The sequence below is a fragment of the Streptomyces sp. MMG1533 genome, assembly GCF_001279775.1.
In the GTDB taxonomy this organism is placed as follows: Bacteria; Actinomycetota; Actinomycetes; order Streptomycetales; family Streptomycetaceae; genus Streptomyces.
Map to the genome: position 1 here is coordinate 1 of NZ_LGDG01000029.1, position 16759 is coordinate 16759.

The window sequence follows — 16759 nt, forward strand, 5'->3', positions numbered from 1 at the left end:
GTGCTGGAGGCGGGGGCCGGAGTGATGGCGGGGGGGGGGGTGCGGGTCGGGGTGCGGATGGTGATCGAGGCGGAGGGGGAGTAGGCCGGGAGGGGGAGTAGGCCGGGAGGCCGTTCCGCCGGCGCGGGTGACAGGCTACGAAAACCCCTGCCGACGCCTCCGGCCCGAACTTCGTTCCCGACCTTCGTTCAAGAGCCACCTGCCGGATGCCTCCGGCGGTTCTCAGTCCTCCGAGCGCGGGAAGGACACCTCCACCCGTCGGTTCTTCTTTCGGCCGCTCTCCGTCGCGTTCGAGGAGATCGGGTACTGCTCGCCGTAACCACGGACCTCGAAGGTGAGGTTCGGGTCGTTCAGTTCCTGGTCCAGGACCTCCTGTACGGCGTTGGCGCGCTGCTTGGACAGGACGTCGCCGTGGGCGGAGGAGCCGAGATTGTCCGTGAAGCCGAAGACGCGGATCTTCGTCGCGTTCTGGGTGTTGATCTCCTCGGCGATCGCGGAGATACGGGCCCTGGCCTCGGCGCTCAGCTTCGCGCTGTCCTTGCCGAACAGCACCTCTGCCTGGAGCGCGAACTTCACGTCCGCGTTGGTGTCCTCGCGGCGTTCGTCGCCGCTCTGGTCCTCGACGACCTGCTTGATGTCCAGGACTTTCGCCTCGGCGAGGGTGGCGCCCTCGGGGAGCTTGAGGTCGGGGTCGTTGGCGTCGACGTTGACCGGGGCGGAGGCGGAGGGTTCGGTGCCCGGGGGGACGCTGGGGGTGTCGTCGGCGTGGGCGGTTGTGGCGGCGAGGAGGTTCGTGGCGAACATGACGGAGGCGGCGGTGAGGGTGAGGGCTAGGCGGGGGGCCGTGGGGTTCATGTGGGCCTCACCCGGAGATCGTGATGTCCGCAGGCGCGAACATGGGCAGTTGGAAGGACACCTCGGACGCATTGGCAGGCGGCGCAGGAAACTGCATGAACACCGGGATGGTCTCGCCGGACTTGATCGTCGAGACTCCGGTGGTCGTGAGGGGGCGACCGTCGGTGTCGCGTAGGACGTAGTAGCGCTTCTTGCCCTTCGAGTCCACCAACGTCGCTCCACCGAAGGAGCGACCGTTCCTGAGGATCTCGGTCTCGTTGCCACTCAACGGCGCAGGGATGGTGAGTGACTTGTCACCGTCGTTCTTGAGGTTGCCCCCCACCGTGACGAATCCGCCGGAATCGCGATCGGCCGAGGTGATCTCGAGCAGCAACCCGTTGGGCCCCTTCAATTCGGCCATGGGGGATTCCGACTGGCCATCCTGCGTGCTCGGCTGGGAACCATCGCTCTGGGAAGCCGAAGGCGACGACTCCGGCTTCTTGTCGTCCTCGCCTCCGCCGCAACCGGCCACACCGACGGCCAGACCGGCCGCAACGGTCAACGCGACCATTCCCCTGCGGGCCCTCGCAGTGAACCGAATGCTCATCTCTCCGCTTCCTTCATCACTCGTCGTTCGCTCGTCAGTCGGCCAGATGGACATCGAAGAGGTCCTCAGGTTCCGGCAGAACGGTGAGGTCGTCCGGGTTCAGCTCCCAGTTCCTGTCCTTGCACGTCAGCTGTGGCAGTACATCGTCCCCGGCATCCTCTCCGGGAAGCTCGAACGTGCACAGCGGCTCGATTTCGGCGGTGGCGGTCTCCGTGGACTTCAGATCCGCGGTACCGGGAACAATCGAGTCCCCGACGGGCTTGTTGGTCTGCACCTCAACTTTGTAGTCCAGAGGCGTCGGGGACCAGCAGTCGTTCACATGGGCATCGTTCTGAGCGGCAAGCTGGTCAGCACGCCCGCAGGAGTCGACGAGTCCCGGTACCTCACCATCGAAGATGTCCTGCCACTGGGTGGGATCGAGTACGTCCTCCACCCACTTGCCCGCGAGTTGGTCCCGGGTGTCCAGGGCCGCCGCCAGCGCCGCCGCGTCGGCGGCCGTCTGGGCGCCGTTCCGATTCGCCGCGGCCTGGCCGACTGCAAGGTACGCGAATGCGAGAAAGAGCAGACCCGCCACCACCATGATGTAGATGGGAAAGGCCTGCCCTGCGTCGTTGCGTCTACGGAACCACGACCACATCAACCGCCGGTGACTTCGGTGATCTTGTCCGTGATCGCGTCGAAGATCGTCTGCCCGATGTCCGTCCCCGTGATCGCCAACACGATCGCCACCACCACCGCGATGATCCCCAGGTACTCCACCGCGGTCTGGCCCCTGTCGTCGCGGGCTGCGCGGGTCCGAAGGTACGCGACGGTGGTGTTGATCCAGTTGCTCATGGGGTTCCCCTCCGATGGCGGCCGACCGGCAAGCGATTGGCCCAACGTACGGCGAAACACCCTGCTCTGCCGAGGGCCCCTGGGCCCAATTCCCGGTCACCACAGGTCACCCCAGTTCCCGGTACGAACTCGGCGCCGTGCCGAGCCACTTCGCGGCGGCCTGGGAGCGGCTCGTGCTGTGGAGCTTGGCGAAGATGCGGTTGATGTGGTTCTTGACCGTCTTCTCGCTGATGAAGCAGGCGGCGGCGATCTGCTGGTTGTTCATCCCCGAAGCGATGAGGTCCATGATCTCCGCCTCCCTCGTACTCAGCCGGAACCGCAACCTCGACGACTGTCCCACAGTTGATTGCAGTTGCGAAAGCGCTTTGGGGAAATTACGGGGGGCAGGGAGGGATCTCAGGGCTAAATGCCCTGGTGAGTTGGGTAGTTCGAGGTCCACTTGCGGAATGATTGCGTCCACTTTTTCATATGCAGTCGCATTCTCATGTGTCGCCGCCGCTCGTACGGCGATGACGAGTTCGTCCACCGTGAACTCTCCGTGGACCATGTAGCCGACGGCACCCCGGCGCACGGCCTCCCGGACGGTCCCCGGCTCTCCGCTGTACGTCAGCATCAGGACCGGGGCGAACCTCGCCACGTACGGGAGTGCCGAGATGCCGTCCATGCCGGGCATGCGGACGTCCAGGAGCACCACGTCGGGGCGGTGGTCGCGGGCCGCCTCGCAGGCCTCGTGGCCGTTGGTGGCCTCCGCGACGACCGTGATGTCCGGGCGGCCGGAGAGCAGGGCGGTGAGGCCTGCTCGTACCACCGGGTTGTCGTCCGCCACGACGATGCGCAAGGGCGTGCGGCGTGACGTCTGTTGGTCCGGCAACTTTCGGCCTCCTCTCAGGGAGTGGGGGGTGGGGTGGGGACTACCGGGGTCACCGCTGCCAGGGGGAGTTCCAGGAGGACCTCCGTGCCCCTTGCGTGGGCGCCGCGGCCGATGTCGATGCGGGCGCCGACGGACGCCGCCCGCTCGACCATGCCGACCAGGCCGAAGTGGCCCGACCTGCGGAGGTGTTCGAGGGTGGTGTCCGGGGGGAGGCCGCGGCCGTCGTCGTGCACGCTGATGCGGAGCAGGTCGCCGTGGACGCCGGCGTGTACGTCCACGTGTGTCGCGGACGCGTGGCGGTGGGCGTTCTCCATCGCTTCCGTGGCGATGGTGAGGAGTTGGCGGGCGACCGCGGGCGGGACCAGAGGGCGGCGCTCGGTGTTCTCTCCGGTGGGGTGGTACGTCGCCGGGAGGGTCGTGCGGGTGGTGAAGTCCTCGGTGCGGGCGGCCAGTTCGGACAGTACGTCCGTGGAGTGGGCCGGGTCCGACTCGCGGCGCAGGTCGGTGAGGAGTTCGCGGGACTCGGCTGCGGCACGGCGGGCGGCGCGGGCGACGAGTTCGGCCTGCTGCCGCACCAGGGCCGGGTCCATGTCCGCCGACCCGGCCGAATGGGCCAGGCCGTCCGCCGCGAGGGCCACGCCGTGCAGGGTCTTGGCCACGGAGTCGTGCATCTCGCGGGCCAGGCGGGCCCGTTCGGCGCTGACCGCCTCCGTCGCGGCGAGACGGGCCTTGACGGTGGCCAGCGCCTGCGTTGCCGTGCCGAAGCGAAGCATCAGGTTGCGCAGGGTGGAGCCCACGGCGCCGGTGATGACGCAGAGGCCGGGGAGGAGCAGCCGCTCGGCCAGGCCGACGTGGGGTCCGTCCTTCAGGGTCGCGTAGACCAGCAGGAGGATCAGGGACTGGAGCGAGGCGAAGAAGGCGGCGCCGCGCCAGCCGTAGACGATGCCGGCGAGGAGCGGGGTGCAGACGCTGACGTAGGCGAGGGTGGTGTCCGGTCCCGCGGAGATCAGGAGCAGGGAGCCCAGGAGGGTGTCGACGACGAGGAGGGTGGGGTGGCGGAGGAGGAGGGGGCCGAAGCGTTCCCAGTCCCTGAAGAGGACGTAGGAGGTCATGAAGGTGACCACTACGGCTGCGCCGACGAGGCGGACGCCGAGGCCGGGGTGGGCGTTGAGGAGGGCGGCGGGGGCGGCTACGGCGATCATGGCCAGGCGGAAGCCGAAGACCTGGCGGCACATCGCCTGCAGGGCGTTCACCTGGACGGACAGCGCTGGTGCCGGTTGCCCCTGTGGGGGCTCATCGCCGTCGGCGGGCGCGCTTGTGTGCAGCGTCTTCCTTGCGGGCACCGCCCTCGCCATCACCATGCCCCTACTCCCCCGTAATGGACCCGAAGTCGGTCCCGGAGCCCAGCAGCAGCCCCGCCCCCAGCAGGATCATCGTGGCCGGGACCATGAACGTCGTGATCATCATCGTCGCCTTGGGCACCGCCCGCGCGGCCTTGCGGCGGGCGTTCTGGGCGTCCGTGCGGCGCATGTCCTTCGCCAGGGACACCAGCGTGTCGACGATCGGCGCACCCAGTTCCTCCCCCTGCTGCAACGCCGTCACGAACATCGCCACCTGCTCGGAGTCGTTGCGCCGGCGCAGTTCCGCGAAGGCCTGGCGGCGGCTCACGCCGAGGTCCATCTGGCGGAGGGTGATGCGGAGTTCGTCGGCCCAGGGGCCCTCGTACCTCGAGGCCACCCGGTCGAGCGCCTGACGGAAGCCCAGCCCCGCGCTCACCACCACCGCGAGCACGTCCAGGAAGTCCGGCAGGGTGCGCTCGATGACGTCCTTGCGGATGCGGATCGCCGACCAGATGCCGACCTCCGTCCAGAACGCGCCGAAGGCCAGCAGCAACAGGGCCACCAGTACGTCGCCCCGCAGCAGGAACACCAGGAAGCCGACGCCGCCCAGGAAGCCGTAGACCGCCCGGCGGGCCGCGTAGCGGTCGATCGTCAGGCCGCCGGGGTTGCCCGCGAGGTCGATCTTGCGGCGGTACTTCGCCACCTGCTTGGGGCCCATCAACCGCAGGACCGCGGGGGCATAGCGCATGCCCAGGCGGTCGATCAGCGAGTCCACCGCGCCAGTGCGGGTGGCGCCGACCTCCAGGGCCAGCGCCAGGTCGCTGGGGAGCTTCGCGTCGGCCCGGTACATACGGATGCCGGCGAAGACGCCCCAGACGCCGAGGCCCATCAGCAGAGCGAGCAAGAGTGCCATCGTGTGATCCCCCGGCTGCTCAGACGTCGATGCGGGACAGGCGGCGGATGAGGACGAAGCCCACCGCGTAGAGCGCGAACGCGATGATCACCGCCCCTTGGCCGACCGGTGAGCCCGTCATGCGCTCCAGCGCGCCGTCCTTCACTCCGTTCATGAGGAAGAGCGAGCCGACGCCCAGGACGGGGACGGCGTACGACGTCATGCTCACCTGGGACAGCTGTGTGCGGACCTCGCGCCTGGTCTCCTTGCGCTCCTCCAGCGTCTCCGTGAGGTTCCGCAGGGCGCTGACGACCTGGCCGCCCGCCCGGTTCGACAGGACCAGGGTCGTGACCAGGACGACCAGTTCGCGGGAGGGCAGTCGCTCCGCCATCTCGCCCAGCGCGTCGTCCATCGTCGCGCCCACCGCCAACTGGTTGGCCACCTTGGCGAGTTCCTCGCCCGCCGGGGCCTCCAGCTCCTCCGCCGCCATGCCGACGGCCGTACGCAGGGCCAAACCCGCCTGGGTCGCGTTGGCCAGGATGCGGGCCAGTTCGGGGAGTTGGTTGATGAACTTCTCGATGCGTTTCTGCCGCTGCCAGTTGAGGAACTGGACGGCCGCCCAGATGCCCAGCAGTCCGGCGATCGGGCCGAAGAAGGGCGCCAGGGCGGCCTGGCCGACCAGCCACAGGCCGGCGACCGCGGCGAGCATCGCGGCGAAGAACTCGCCGGGGGTGATGTCCAGGCCGGTCGCCGCGAGGCGGAGTTCCAACTTCCGGCCGAGGTTCGTACCGCGCAGCCGGCGGTCGAGGTTGCGGAAGCGGCGCCGGCGGCCGGTGAGCGGTATCTGGCCGGCGGCCGACAGGCGTTCCACGAGCGCGGCCCGCTGCGCCTTGCCCTTGGCGTAGGTGTGGAGGCCGATCACGGCGAGTACGCAGGTCAGCAACGTGATGCCGGTTGTGAGGGTGACGAGGGTCTGGAGATCCATGGGGGTGGTTCCTACCTGGCTACTCGGGTGGCTAGCTGATCTGCGGACTGGGCCACGCCGAAGGCCTGGGGCGTGGGCTGGCTCGCCATGTAGAGACGGTCGGCGGTGCGGCGCGGGATCGGGAAGTACTCGAACCGGCCGTAGATCCGGCCGTCGGCCGACATCGGCTGGGCGTTGAAGCGGGCGACGGTGGCGATGCGGTACGGCTCGCTGCCGTGGCTGTCGAGCAGGGCGATCTCGGTGATGCGGCGGGCGCCGTCGGCGAACCGGGTCAGCTGGATGATCACGTCGATCGCGCTGTTGATCTGGTCGTGCAGCGCCTCGAAGGGGATCTCGACCTCGGACATGGACGCCAGGGTCTTCAGCCGCATCAGCGCGTCCTCCGCGCTGTTGGCGTGCACGGTGGCCAGCGATCCGTCGTGGCCCGTGGACATCGCCTGGAGCATGTCGAGGGACTCGCCGCCGCGGACCTCACCGACGACTATGCGGTCGGGGCGCATGCGCAGCGAGTTGCGGACCAGGTCGCGGATGGTGACCCGGCCCTGGCCCTCCACGTTCGGCGGGCGCGACTCCAGGCGGACCACGTGCCTTTGCTGGAGCTGGAGTTCGGCGGAGTCCTCGATGGTGATGATGCGGTCGCCCTCGGGGATGAGGCCGGACAGCGCGTTCAGGAGCGTCGTCTTCCCGGTGCCCGTCGCGCCCGAGACGATGATGTTGAACCTCGCCTGCACCAGGCCGGCCAGCAGATACAGCATGTGGTCGTCGAGGGAGCCGAAGCCTGCCAGCTCCTGGAGGGTGAAGGAGCGGGGGAAGCGGCGGATGGTGAGGGTGGCACCGGTGAGGGACAGCGGCGGGATGATCACGTTCACGCGCTCGCCGGAGGGGAGGCGGGCGTCGACCATCGGGTTGGACTCGTCCACCCGCCTGTTGACCGTCGAGACGATCCGCTCGATCGTCTGCATCAGCTGGTCGTGGGAGGGGAAGCGCAGCGGCAACTGCTCGACCCGGCCGCCGCGTTCGACGAAGATCGCGTCCGGGCCGTTCACCATGATCTCCGTGATCGACGCGTCTTCGAGGAGCGGCTCCAGGATGCCGAGTCCGAGGGCCTCGTCGACCACCCTGCGGATCAGCTGGGAGCGCTCCACCGTCGACAGGACCGGACCCTCACGGCTGATGATGTGCCCGAGCACCCGCTCCAGCCGCGCCCGGCGCTCGGCCGCCGCCAGCGAACTCATCTCCGCGAGGTCGATCTCCTCAAGGAGCTTGGCCCGGTAGGAGGCGACCATGTGGCCGTCCTCGCCCCGGCTGCCGTTCTCTTCCGGGGAGTTGATGCGTGACCGCAGGCTCATGGGTGCTTCCTCAGTGGTCGAGCGGCATGGTGGCGGTCTTCCGGGCGGGGTCGAAGTCCCAACCGGGGACGACGGACGGGATCTCTACGGTGGCGGTGACGGTGACCTCGTCGGCGCCGGGTGCGGCGGAGCACTCGGTGCCGTCCGCCAGCCAGTCGCTGACCGCGTTCTGGCAGCCCTCCTGTGCGCCCAGGTCGAGCGAGGCGGCGCGCGCCCCGGCCCGGGCCGCCGTCCCGGCCTGCTGAGCGGCGTACGCGATGAGCCCGATCTGCACGCCCGCCAGTGCGACGAGGATCAGGATCGGGATGAACCCGAGGTATTCCAGGGCGACCTGGCCGCGGTCGCGGCCTGTGCGGTCGCGGCCTGTGCGGAGGCGTCCGTTGCGGAGGCGTCCGTTGCGGACCCGTCCTGTTTCGTCGTACGACATCTCAGTCCTTCACCTCCTCCACGGCACCCGCGTGGCCCTTCACCTCGAACGGGAAGCCGATCGAGCCCGGGAAGAGGACGGGGACCTCGAGCGTGACGTCGGCCGTGACATAGCCCCCTGCCGTGCTGCATTCCACCTGGCCGCTCCACGCGTCCGGGAGCTTGTCCAGACCCGCCTGCTGACACGCGCCCTGTCGCGCCCCCGGATCCGCCGCCGTCGCCGCCCGTACCGCCTCGTCCGCAGCATTCCCCGCGAGCGTGTACGTGTATCCCAGCAGCACGAACTGCCACATCAGCACCAGCGTCAGGATGATCAGCGGGGTCATGCCGAGGAACTCGACGGTGACCTGGCCGCCGTCGTCCCTCCACCAAGGTCGGCGCATCCTCCTCCCGGGACGGCGCATCCCTACCTCCCCAGCTCTCGGCGCCGTCGAAAGCCGATCGCCGTACGGTCGCCGCCCCGGAGCTTGCTCGCGCGGTGGCCCGCGCCCTCGGACCCCTTGACCAGCCCCAGCTCTCCCGCGAGGGCCCAAAGGGCCTGTTTCACCGTGCTCCTGTTGTCCAGTTCGTGGACCCGGCCGGCGTCCACCGCGCCCTGGAGTTCCTTGAAGTTGGCCGGGATCGCGGTGCCGGCGACGGCGGTGCCGGTGATCTTCTGGATGAGCGGGGGCTGGATCTCCGTACCGCGGCTGTGGCGGTTGACGACGACCGTCGTCTCCTCGGCCTTGCGGATCTGCAGCCGGTCCCACATCCGTACCGTCCGCTTGGCGCCCCGCACCGCCACCACGTCCGGCGTCGTGACCAGCAGCGCGGTGTCGGCCATCTCCACGGCGGCGGCGCCCGCGCCGCCGAGCTGGGCGCCGCAGTCGACGACGACGATCTCGTAGCGGGAGCGCAGGGCGCTGACGATCTGACGGGCGGATCGGTCGGTGACCTCCTCGCCGCGTTCGCCCTCGCCGGGCGCGAGCAGCAGGGCGACGCCCGTGTCGTGGCGGAAGACGGCGTCGGCGAGAACGCGGGGCGAGATGTCGGTGATGGCGGCCAGGTCGACGACCGAGCGGCGGAACTGGACGTCCAGGAACGAGGCGATGTCCCCGGCCTGGAGGTCCATGTCGACCAGGGCGGTGCTGCGGCCGGACGCCTGGGCGGCGAGGGCGAGCTGGATGGAGGTGAGGGTCGTGCCCACGCCTCCCTTGGCCCCGCTGACCGTGACGACGGTGCCGCCGACGCCGGTGAACACGTCGCCGCCGGCGCCGAGGTGACGCCGTACGCCCACCGACCACTGGGCGACCGCCTGGACGCGGATGGCCAGCTCCTCGTAGCCCAGCGGCAGGGCGATCAGGCCGCGGGCGCCGTAGTCCATGGCCGCCTGGAAAAGGCCGGGGCTGGCGTCGGAGGTGACGAGGATGACGCCGACGGCCGGGAAGCGGAGGGCGACCTCACGGATGAGCTCCAGGGCGGGAACCGGCCCGATGCGCTCGTGGACGACGACCACCTCGGGCAGTTCGTCGATCGACTCGGCGGCCAGGCGGGCGAGGGTGTCGATGAGCTGCGTGGAGTCGACCACCGGGCCCACCGGTTCGGCGTCGGGGAGCTGGCTGAGGAGGGTCGTGATGGACCGGGCCGCGTCCGCGTCGCCGACAGCCGGGAGGATCCTCGTGGGCATGGCGGCCTCTCACTTGTCCTTGGCGAGTTCGTAGGTGCGGTCCTGTTCCGGGACGGTGGTGTCGGTGCCGGGCGCGACGAGCGCGAGCCGGACCTCCTCGGCGAACGACTCCGCGTAGGTGATGCGCTGGGCGTCGACGGTGGTGAGCGCGAAGGTGATCGGGACGGCGTCGGTCTCCTGGCGGGTGCCGTCCTTCTCGTCGGGCTTGAGGGCGGTCAGCCTGCCGACGTCGATGACCTTGGCATTGGTCACGATGATCTTGGACTGGGCGGGGTCGCCCTCCCGCTGCCCCTCGAAGGTGGCGTAGACGTTGACCGTCGAACCCGGCGTGATCTTTCCCGCCACCCCGGTCGCCGCGTCGATCATGATGGCGACCTCCTGCTGCCCGGGCTGCAGGGCGGGCTGGGCGACGATCATGTCGCTCTGCAGCAGGGAGCCCTGCTTCAGGGTCGTGACGGCGATCTTGCCGCGGATCTGCGCGAGGTCGGTGACCGCGGTGTCCGGCAGCCAGCGCTCGGGCATCTCGGTCTTCTCGAACTGGCCCGCGGTGAGGCTGGTGTAGGGCTGCACGTCGGACTTCAGCCGGTACGCGGTGACCTCGGGGCCGACCTTGGACTTCACGTCGTTGATGACGGACAGCACGCCGGCGAACGCCCCCAGGGCGCACAGGACCGACAGGAGCAGGAGTATCACGCCGCGGCGCTGACGGGAGTTCATGAACCGTGCAACCTCATTGGGGGTTCGGTCGAGCGGAGTCGGTGGGTGCGGGCGGCCTTCGAGGGGTTACCCGGCGGGCAGTTGGTTCCGGTACCGGGGGGATACGGCTGACGCCGGTGATGCTTGTGATCCCGGTGATCCCGGTGATCCCGGTGATCCCGGTGATCCCGGTGGTGCGGGTGCTGTCGCGGAGCAGAAGACGCAGCGGTCGCCGATGAGGTCGATTCCGCACCAGTGACAGATGTTCTGCCGTACCGAGGTGACCAGTTGGTAAAGCACCGACAGGTCGGGCAGGAAGCTGCAGAACTCGATCAGCCTGCCGGTCCCCCACCACTGCGCGGACTCGGCCGGCAGCGGGCTCTCGCGCAGCCCCTGTACGTTCCACGCCTTGGCCAGCGAGTCGTTGACCCAGTCGGACTGGAGCTGCCCCCTGGCCACCACCATCGAGGTGGCGAACTCCGGGCCCGCGAGGGTGGCCCCGGGCCCGATCCGCTCGAGTTGCGGCTGCGGATGGGCGAGCACCGCGAACTGGCTGCCCGGCACCCAGGACTTGGCGTGCGACTTCAGGCCCACCGGGACGCGGTCGAGCTTGGTGACGGAGCCTAGGAGTGCCCCGGCGTGGATGTAGTGGGTGAGCAGCCGGCCGGCCGAGGCGAGCACGCCCGGGCTGAGGTCGCAGGAGGCGAGCTGCCTCAACTGGCGGGCCAGGACCGCGAGTCCGAGAGGCGGCAGTTCGGGACGGAACAGCGCGATCCGGTCGCTCTCCAGCAGGGACCGTACGGTGTGCAGCCGCCGTTGCGTCTGCTGCGAAACCGTGTGCGAGCACACGACGATCACATGCCCGTGCTGGTCGATCAGCGACTGCAGGACGGCCAGCGACCGGTCGAGCGGCTCACTGTCCAGGCTCGGCAGGACCACGGCAGGCATGGTCCGATCGTCCTGCGGCGGCAGCGCCATGTCGGCACTGGTCACGGCGATGGCAGTTGGCACGCGCAGCTCCCCGAATCCCATGCCCGTCGGCCCGCCCGGCCCTACCCCGGCGCACCCAGTCGACTTCACTGCGTGACTACCTGAGCACTGTATCCACGCCCCTGTGACCGGAGAACAGCGTTTCTGTGACTTCCTGGTCCTGTTGGGAGCGCAAAAGGGGGCTATTTCAGTCCAGATGGGGCGCACTTGCCACGAGGTCATTTGCAGCGGGGGTGAGTTGACCCGGCGACGCGACCCGGCGACGCGACTCGACAATGCCCCCTCCCCCTCTCCCGCCCTCTTGACAGGTGAATTGGTCTGGACCAACTTGTACGCCAACGGTGGCCACCGTCGTCCTCTCCGTACCTCTCCCCCACCGGAGGCCCCAGTGGACCCCGTACCAGGCATACCCAGAAGACGCACCCGGCTGCTCCTTCCCGGAGCCCTCGTCATCGCCCTCGCGGTGGGCGTGGCGGGCGCAGGCCCGGCGTCCGCCGCGGACGTCAACAACGTGAAGAACACCGGCTTCGAGTCCGGCCTGACCAACTGGACCTGCTCCGCGGCCGGCGGTACGACGGTCTCCTCCCCCACGCACGGCGGCTCGGCCGCGCTGAAGGCGACGCCGGCCGGGCAGGACAACGCACGGTGCGCCCAGACGGTCGCGGTGAAGCCGAACTCGACGTACACACTGAGCGCATGGGTGCAGGGCGGGTACGCGTATCTGGGCGCGACGGGCACGGGCACGACGGACGTGTCGACGTGGACGCCGGATTCCTCGTCCTGGAAGCAGTTGTCGACGTCGTTCACGACGGGCGCGTCGACGACCTCGGTGACGGTGTACACGCACGGCTGGTACGGACAGGCGGCGTACTTCGCGGACGACGTGTCGGTGTTCGGGCCGGACGGGGGCGGGGGCGGGGACCCGTCACCCACGGTCCCGGGGGTGCCGAGCGGTCTGTCGGTGGCGGGGGCTTCGGCGTCGTCGGTCTCCCTCTCCTGGGGCACGGTCTCGGGCGCGACCGGCTACAACATCTACCGGGACGGCACGAAGGTGACGGCGGTTTCGGGAACGTCCGCGACGGTGACCGGCCTCGCGGCGTCGACGTCGTACTCCTTCCAGGTCACGGCGACGAACACGGCGGGTGAGTCGGGGAAGTCGGCGGCGGTGACGGGGACGACGTCCGCGTCCGGCGGGGGTGGCGGCGGCGCCCTGCCCAAGCACGCGGTGACGGGCTACTGGCAGAACTTCAACAACGGAGCGACGGTCCAGAAGCTCGCGGACGTCCAGTCGCAGTACGACATCATCGCGGTGGCCTTCGCGGACGCCACGACGACACCGGGCGCCGTGACCTTCAACCTCGACTCCGCCGGACTGGGCGGCTACACGGTCGACCAGTTCAAGGCGGACGTGAACGCCAAGCAGGCCGCCGGGAAGAAGGTCATCGTCTCGGTGGGCGGCGAGCGGGGCGCGGTGTCGGTGAACGACTCGACCTCGGCGACGAACTTCGCGAACTCCGTGTACGCACTGATGCAGACGTACGGCTTCGACGGCGTCGACATCGACCTGGAGAACGGGCTCAACGCGACGTACATGACGCAGGCGTTGCGGGCGCTGTCGGCGAAGGCGGGGAGCTCCCTGGTCCTGACGATGGCTCCGCAGACGATCGACATGCAGTCCACGTCCAACGCGTACTTCCAGACCGCCCTGAACGTGAAGGACATCCTCACGGTCGTCAACATGCAGTACTACAACAGCGGGTCGATGCTGGGCTGCGACGGCAAGGTGTACAGCCAGGGCTCGGTGGACTTCCTGACGGCCCTGGCGTGCATCCAGCTGGAGGGCGGACTCACTCCGTCCCAGGTGGGTCTGGGCGTGCCGGCCTCGCCGAGCGGCGCGGGGAGCGGGTACGTGTCGCCGTCCGTGGTGAACAACGCGCTGGACTGCCTGGCGAAGGGGACGGGGTGCGGGGCATTCAAGCCGGCTCGGACGTATCCCGATCTGCGGGGGGCCATGACGTGGTCCACCAACTGGGATGCGGCTGCGGGGAATGCTTGGTCCAACGCTGTTGGGCCGCACGTGCATGGGTTGCCGTAACGAACCGCTTCGAACGGGACGCCCAGGGCCGGTTGGTGCTGCCGGCCGGCTCTGGGGTCGGCTTGGCGCTGGGCTTGGCGTTCGGCTTGGCAGCGGTGACCTCAGCTCAAAAAGGAGGGATGTTGCTCAGGCTGTGCGTCGATCCCTGGAGACCAGCCACTGCCAACGTCGGCGTTCCGTGACGAGGGTCGTGGAGACGAGGAGAGACACGAGGACTGCCGCAAGAACCGGCCACACCAACCATGCGGAGATCACGGCCGCGACGAGCTGAAGCACCACGAGCAGGATCGTGACCACACCCGGGACCGGGACGATCACCTGCGCCTTGTCTCCCGGCGTGGAGAAGACGGTCGGAAGACCGATCAGCGCCACCAGCGCCAACACGGCAAGCACCCATGAGTACTCGGACAAGGCCCACGGTGTGGCCACCCAGGCGACGAGTTCCGAAGCGAAGCGCAGGGCGGATGCGGTGCGGTCGTCCGGCCGTTCCACGTTTCGTCCCCCAAGCGCTGCGTCGACCCTTTAACGGGGGAGCTTACGGCGGATGAGCGACCGTCGAGGGTGGCCGACCAAGGGACGCTGCGAGTTCTGGCCAAGCAGTCGTCACCCACGCTCCATGCACTCTGCCGACAGTGAGGTCAGGAATCCTCCCCGAACATTGAATCCAAACGTTCGCGCCAGTCTTCATCCTCCAGTCCAGAATTCGTCAGAATGTCTCGAAAGTCCTCACGGGCGATCTGTACCGCAAGCAAAAACCTGTCCACTTTCCCCTGACCGTGAATGAGTGTGGCCGCTGCGATCCTTTCCGCACCGCCACCCACCTCGTACTTGTTTACGAGCTCGATAAGAATTTCTTCGACAGCTTGTCGATCTTCACCGGTGTAATCCTTGCCGATTCGCCGCTTGATGCGAGGGGTCAGTTCCATCATTGATCCTTTTCACGATTCTTGCCGCTGCTAGTGATCAGGGGAGAGCAGGTAGTCTCCTACGCGAACGTATCCGGCGCTTTCAAGTTGATCAAGCTCGTGCTTGAAAGGCCTCGGCAGTCCGATTTCGTTGAATAGATTGTCAGATATCGGATTGGATGCCAGGTAGACATCCCTGCCTTCGGTGATAATTTTCTGTACCCAAGCGTCGTTGAGTTTTCGACTGTAGAGCTCTTCCGGCACCTTTAGAACATCATGCCCCTCCCAGCCGATGGCCACTTCAGTATCGGGTCGCCTTCCGATTACGGCAATGGGGCCATTCTTGGTGGATGGTTCTCTTTGGGCGCCATCGGGCGGGCAGTCACCGGGAGCAAGTCCCAGATGATCTGTGGATACCTGGGGGTTGTTGACATAAGTAGCGGGATTGGGTGCGGGCGCGAGTCCGAGGGGGTCGGGCGTGACATAGCGGGCGGTTTCGGGGTCGTAGTGGCGGAAGTAGTTGTAGTGGAGACCGGTTTCGGGGTCGTAGTACTGGCCGGGGAAGCGGAGGGGTGTGTAGGCGGTGCTGTTGGTGGCCCAGGCTGTGGTGCCCCAGAGGGTGCTGCGGGTGTGCCAGGCGATCTCGCCTTGCTCGTCGATGAGTTCGCTGGGGGTGCCGACGAGGTCCGTGACAATGACGAAGAAGCGGGAGTCGATTTCCTCCTGCTGGGCATCCGCGGCCCTGATGCGTTCTGTCTGGGCGATCGGGCGCAGGCCCTGGTGGTCCCAGGTGATCGTCACCGGGTTCGGTAGTTGCGGGGACGTCGTGGTCTGTTCGCACAGGGTTGTGCCGTCCCAGGTGAAGTCGATGCGTTCGGCGACGGTCTCGCCGTCGGCGGCCAGGCGGAGTTTCGCCGTGCGGCGGCCCAGGGGGTCGTAGGTGTAGCGCCAGCGAGTGCCGTCCGGCGTCGTCACCGAGGTCAGGCGGTCCTCGGCGTCCCACTCGTAGCGCCAGGTGTCTGGTTTGCGGGACAGGCGGATCTTCTGGCGCAGGGTGACGCGGCCGAGGGAATCGTGTTCGTAGCGGACGTTGCCCGCCCGACTGATGCGCGTGCCCACGTACTCGCGCTCGCCCGTTGCCTCCGCGCCGGGGTGCCCCACCGGCCAGGCAGCCGAGCTCTGGTTGCCCGCCGAGTCGTAGGCGTACGTCTCCGTCCAGTTCGCCGCGTGCACCGCCGTCACCCGACCCGCCGCGTCCACGTCGAAGCGGCGTGTGCCGGACAGCTGGTCGTCGATGCCGGTCAGGTTGCCGTCGGCGCGGTAGGTGTATGTGCGGTGCTGGACGGTGCGGCTGCCCGCGCCCGTGACCGACTGGGTGGTCACGCGGCCGAGCTCGTCGAATTCGTGCTCCAGGGTGACCATCTCGCCGACGTGGCGTGCCAGTTCGCGGCCTGCCACGTCGTACGTGAAGTCGATGGCTCGGCCGGAAGCCACCATCCCGGTACGGCGACCCGCCGCGTCGTACGACCATGTCGTCGTCGCGCCGGTCGGTGTCCTACGTCCCGTCCGGCGGCCTGCCTCGTCGTAGGTGTACGTGAGTTCTCTGCCGTCGACCGTCTCCGTGCGCAGGCGCCCGAAACGGTCCCGCAGCAGCGTCAGTGTCGTACCGTCCGGGCCCGTCGCCCGGGCGAGTCGGTCGGTCATGTCGTACGCGTACGTCGTGACTTCGCCGGCTGCGTCCTTGCGCACTACTCGGCCCAGCTCGTCCCTCTCGAAGGTCGCTACCTCACCGAGCGCGTTGGTGCGGGAGGCCAGGCGATCCACCGCGTCGTACGTGTATGTGAGTGCGCGGTCGTCGAAGTCCGTCTCCGTGACCAGGCGTCCAGCCTCGTCGTACTCGTACGCCCATGTCAGGCCCTGCGGGTTGGTGACCTTCGTCAGCCGCAGTTCCAGGTCGTGGTCGAACTCGTAGCGCACGCCGTCCGGGCCCGTGCGGGCCGTCAGCAGGTCGAAGTGCGTGTACTCGAAGGTCGAGACGCCGCCCAACGCGTCCGTGTGACTGGTGCAGTTGCCCTCGCCGTCGTACGTCCAGGTCTCGGTCGTGCCGTCCGGCGCTGTGCGGCGGGAGAGTTGGCCTTCGACCGTCCACTCCAGGCGGGTCGTCGCTCCTGTCGGGTCCGTGATCGCGACGGGGCGGCCGAAGGTGTCACGTTCGTAGCGCGTGACCGCGCCCAGTGGGTCCGTGATCTGGAGGGGGAGGCCTGCGCGG

Annotated in this window: 18 protein-coding genes; 1 reads left to right on the forward strand and 17 read right to left on the reverse strand. The window is 68.5% G+C overall.

Annotation, left to right across the window (positions count from 1 at the left end):
* Positions 1-222: 222 nt before the first annotated feature.
* The 14 genes from ADK57_RS06405 to ADK57_RS06470 all read right to left on the reverse strand — a co-directional run bounded on the left by ADK57_RS06405 (position 223) and on the right by ADK57_RS06470 (position 11532).
* Positions 223-855, reverse strand: coding sequence for an OmpA family protein (locus ADK57_RS06405; protein ID WP_053748371.1), 633 nt, complete (start codon positions 853-855; stop codon positions 223-225).
* Positions 856-862: 7 nt separating this feature from the next.
* Positions 863-1441 carry a hypothetical protein gene (locus ADK57_RS06410; protein ID WP_053748372.1) on the reverse strand — a complete coding sequence of 193 codons (579 nt, stop codon included), beginning with the start codon at positions 1439-1441 and terminating at the stop codon, positions 863-865.
* A gap of 34 nt (positions 1442-1475) precedes the next feature.
* Positions 1476-2078: a pilus assembly protein TadG-related protein gene (locus tag ADK57_RS06415; RefSeq protein ID WP_053748373.1), complete on the reverse strand. Its 603-nt coding sequence runs from the start codon at positions 2076-2078 to the stop codon at positions 1476-1478.
* The gene (locus tag ADK57_RS06420; RefSeq protein WP_053748374.1) at positions 2078-2275 is read right to left on the reverse strand and encodes a Flp family type IVb pilin; all 198 of its coding nucleotides are present in this window, start codon (positions 2273-2275) and stop codon (positions 2078-2080) included. The genes ADK57_RS06415 and ADK57_RS06420 overlap by 1 nt, the downstream gene beginning before the upstream one ends.
* 106 nt (positions 2276-2381) lie before the next feature.
* Positions 2382-3146, reverse strand: coding sequence for a response regulator transcription factor (locus ADK57_RS06425; RefSeq protein ID WP_324612179.1), 765 nt, complete (start codon positions 3144-3146; stop codon positions 2382-2384).
* A 14-nt stretch (positions 3147-3160) separates the two neighbouring features.
* Complete coding sequence (locus tag ADK57_RS06430; protein ID WP_420711843.1) at positions 3161-4501, reverse strand: sensor histidine kinase; 1341 nt, start codon at positions 4499-4501, stop codon at positions 3161-3163.
* Positions 4502-4511: 10 nt separating this feature from the next.
* A complete protein-coding gene (locus ADK57_RS06435) occupies positions 4512-5399 on the reverse strand; it encodes a DUF5936 domain-containing protein (RefSeq protein WP_053748375.1) in 888 nt (295 codons plus the stop codon).
* Between the two features lie 19 nt (positions 5400-5418).
* Positions 5419-6363: a type II secretion system F family protein gene (locus ADK57_RS06440; protein WP_053748376.1), complete on the reverse strand. Its 945-nt coding sequence runs from the start codon at positions 6361-6363 to the stop codon at positions 5419-5421.
* 11 nt (positions 6364-6374) lie between these two features.
* The gene (locus ADK57_RS06445) at positions 6375-7712 is read right to left on the reverse strand and encodes a CpaF family protein (RefSeq protein WP_053748377.1); all 1338 of its coding nucleotides are present in this window, start codon (positions 7710-7712) and stop codon (positions 6375-6377) included.
* A gap of 10 nt (positions 7713-7722) precedes the next feature.
* Complete coding sequence (locus ADK57_RS06450; protein WP_078972985.1) at positions 7723-8139, reverse strand: TadE/TadG family type IV pilus assembly protein; 417 nt, start codon at positions 8137-8139, stop codon at positions 7723-7725.
* A gap of 1 nt (position 8140) precedes the next feature.
* Positions 8141-8521, reverse strand: coding sequence for a TadE/TadG family type IV pilus assembly protein (locus ADK57_RS06455; RefSeq protein ID WP_053748378.1), 381 nt, complete (start codon positions 8519-8521; stop codon positions 8141-8143).
* Between the two features lie 23 nt (positions 8522-8544).
* A complete protein-coding gene (locus tag ADK57_RS06460; RefSeq protein WP_053748379.1) occupies positions 8545-9804 on the reverse strand; it encodes an AAA family ATPase in 1260 nt (419 codons plus the stop codon).
* A 9-nt stretch (positions 9805-9813) separates the two neighbouring features.
* Positions 9814-10521, reverse strand: a complete 708-nt coding sequence (cpaB, locus tag ADK57_RS06465) for a Flp pilus assembly protein CpaB (protein WP_053748380.1) — start codon at positions 10519-10521, stop codon at positions 9814-9816.
* A gap of 66 nt (positions 10522-10587) precedes the next feature.
* On the reverse strand, positions 10588-11532 hold the full coding sequence (locus tag ADK57_RS06470; protein ID WP_078972986.1) for a hypothetical protein: 945 nt from the start codon (positions 11530-11532) through the stop codon (positions 10588-10590).
* A gap of 346 nt (positions 11533-11878) precedes the next feature.
* On the opposite strand from ADK57_RS06470, the gene ADK57_RS06475 reads away from it, so the two are divergent.
* Positions 11879-13585, forward strand: coding sequence for a chitinase (locus ADK57_RS06475; RefSeq protein ID WP_053748382.1), 1707 nt, complete (start codon positions 11879-11881; stop codon positions 13583-13585).
* Positions 13586-13711: 126 nt separating this feature from the next.
* On the opposite strand, the gene ADK57_RS06480 is transcribed toward ADK57_RS06475, so the two are convergent.
* The 3 genes from ADK57_RS06480 to ADK57_RS06490 form a co-directional block, all read right to left on the reverse strand.
* Positions 13712-14077 (reverse strand): hypothetical protein, encoded by a 366-nt coding sequence (locus ADK57_RS06480; RefSeq protein ID WP_053748383.1) that lies wholly within the window; start codon positions 14075-14077, stop codon positions 13712-13714.
* Positions 14078-14223: 146 nt separating this feature from the next.
* On the reverse strand, positions 14224-14514 hold the full coding sequence (locus tag ADK57_RS06485; protein WP_234390005.1) for a hypothetical protein: 291 nt from the start codon (positions 14512-14514) through the stop codon (positions 14224-14226).
* A 27-nt stretch (positions 14515-14541) separates the two neighbouring features.
* A partial coding sequence (locus ADK57_RS06490; RefSeq protein WP_234390007.1) for an RHS repeat-associated core domain-containing protein occupies positions 14542-16759 on the reverse strand: 2218 nt, incomplete at its 5' end.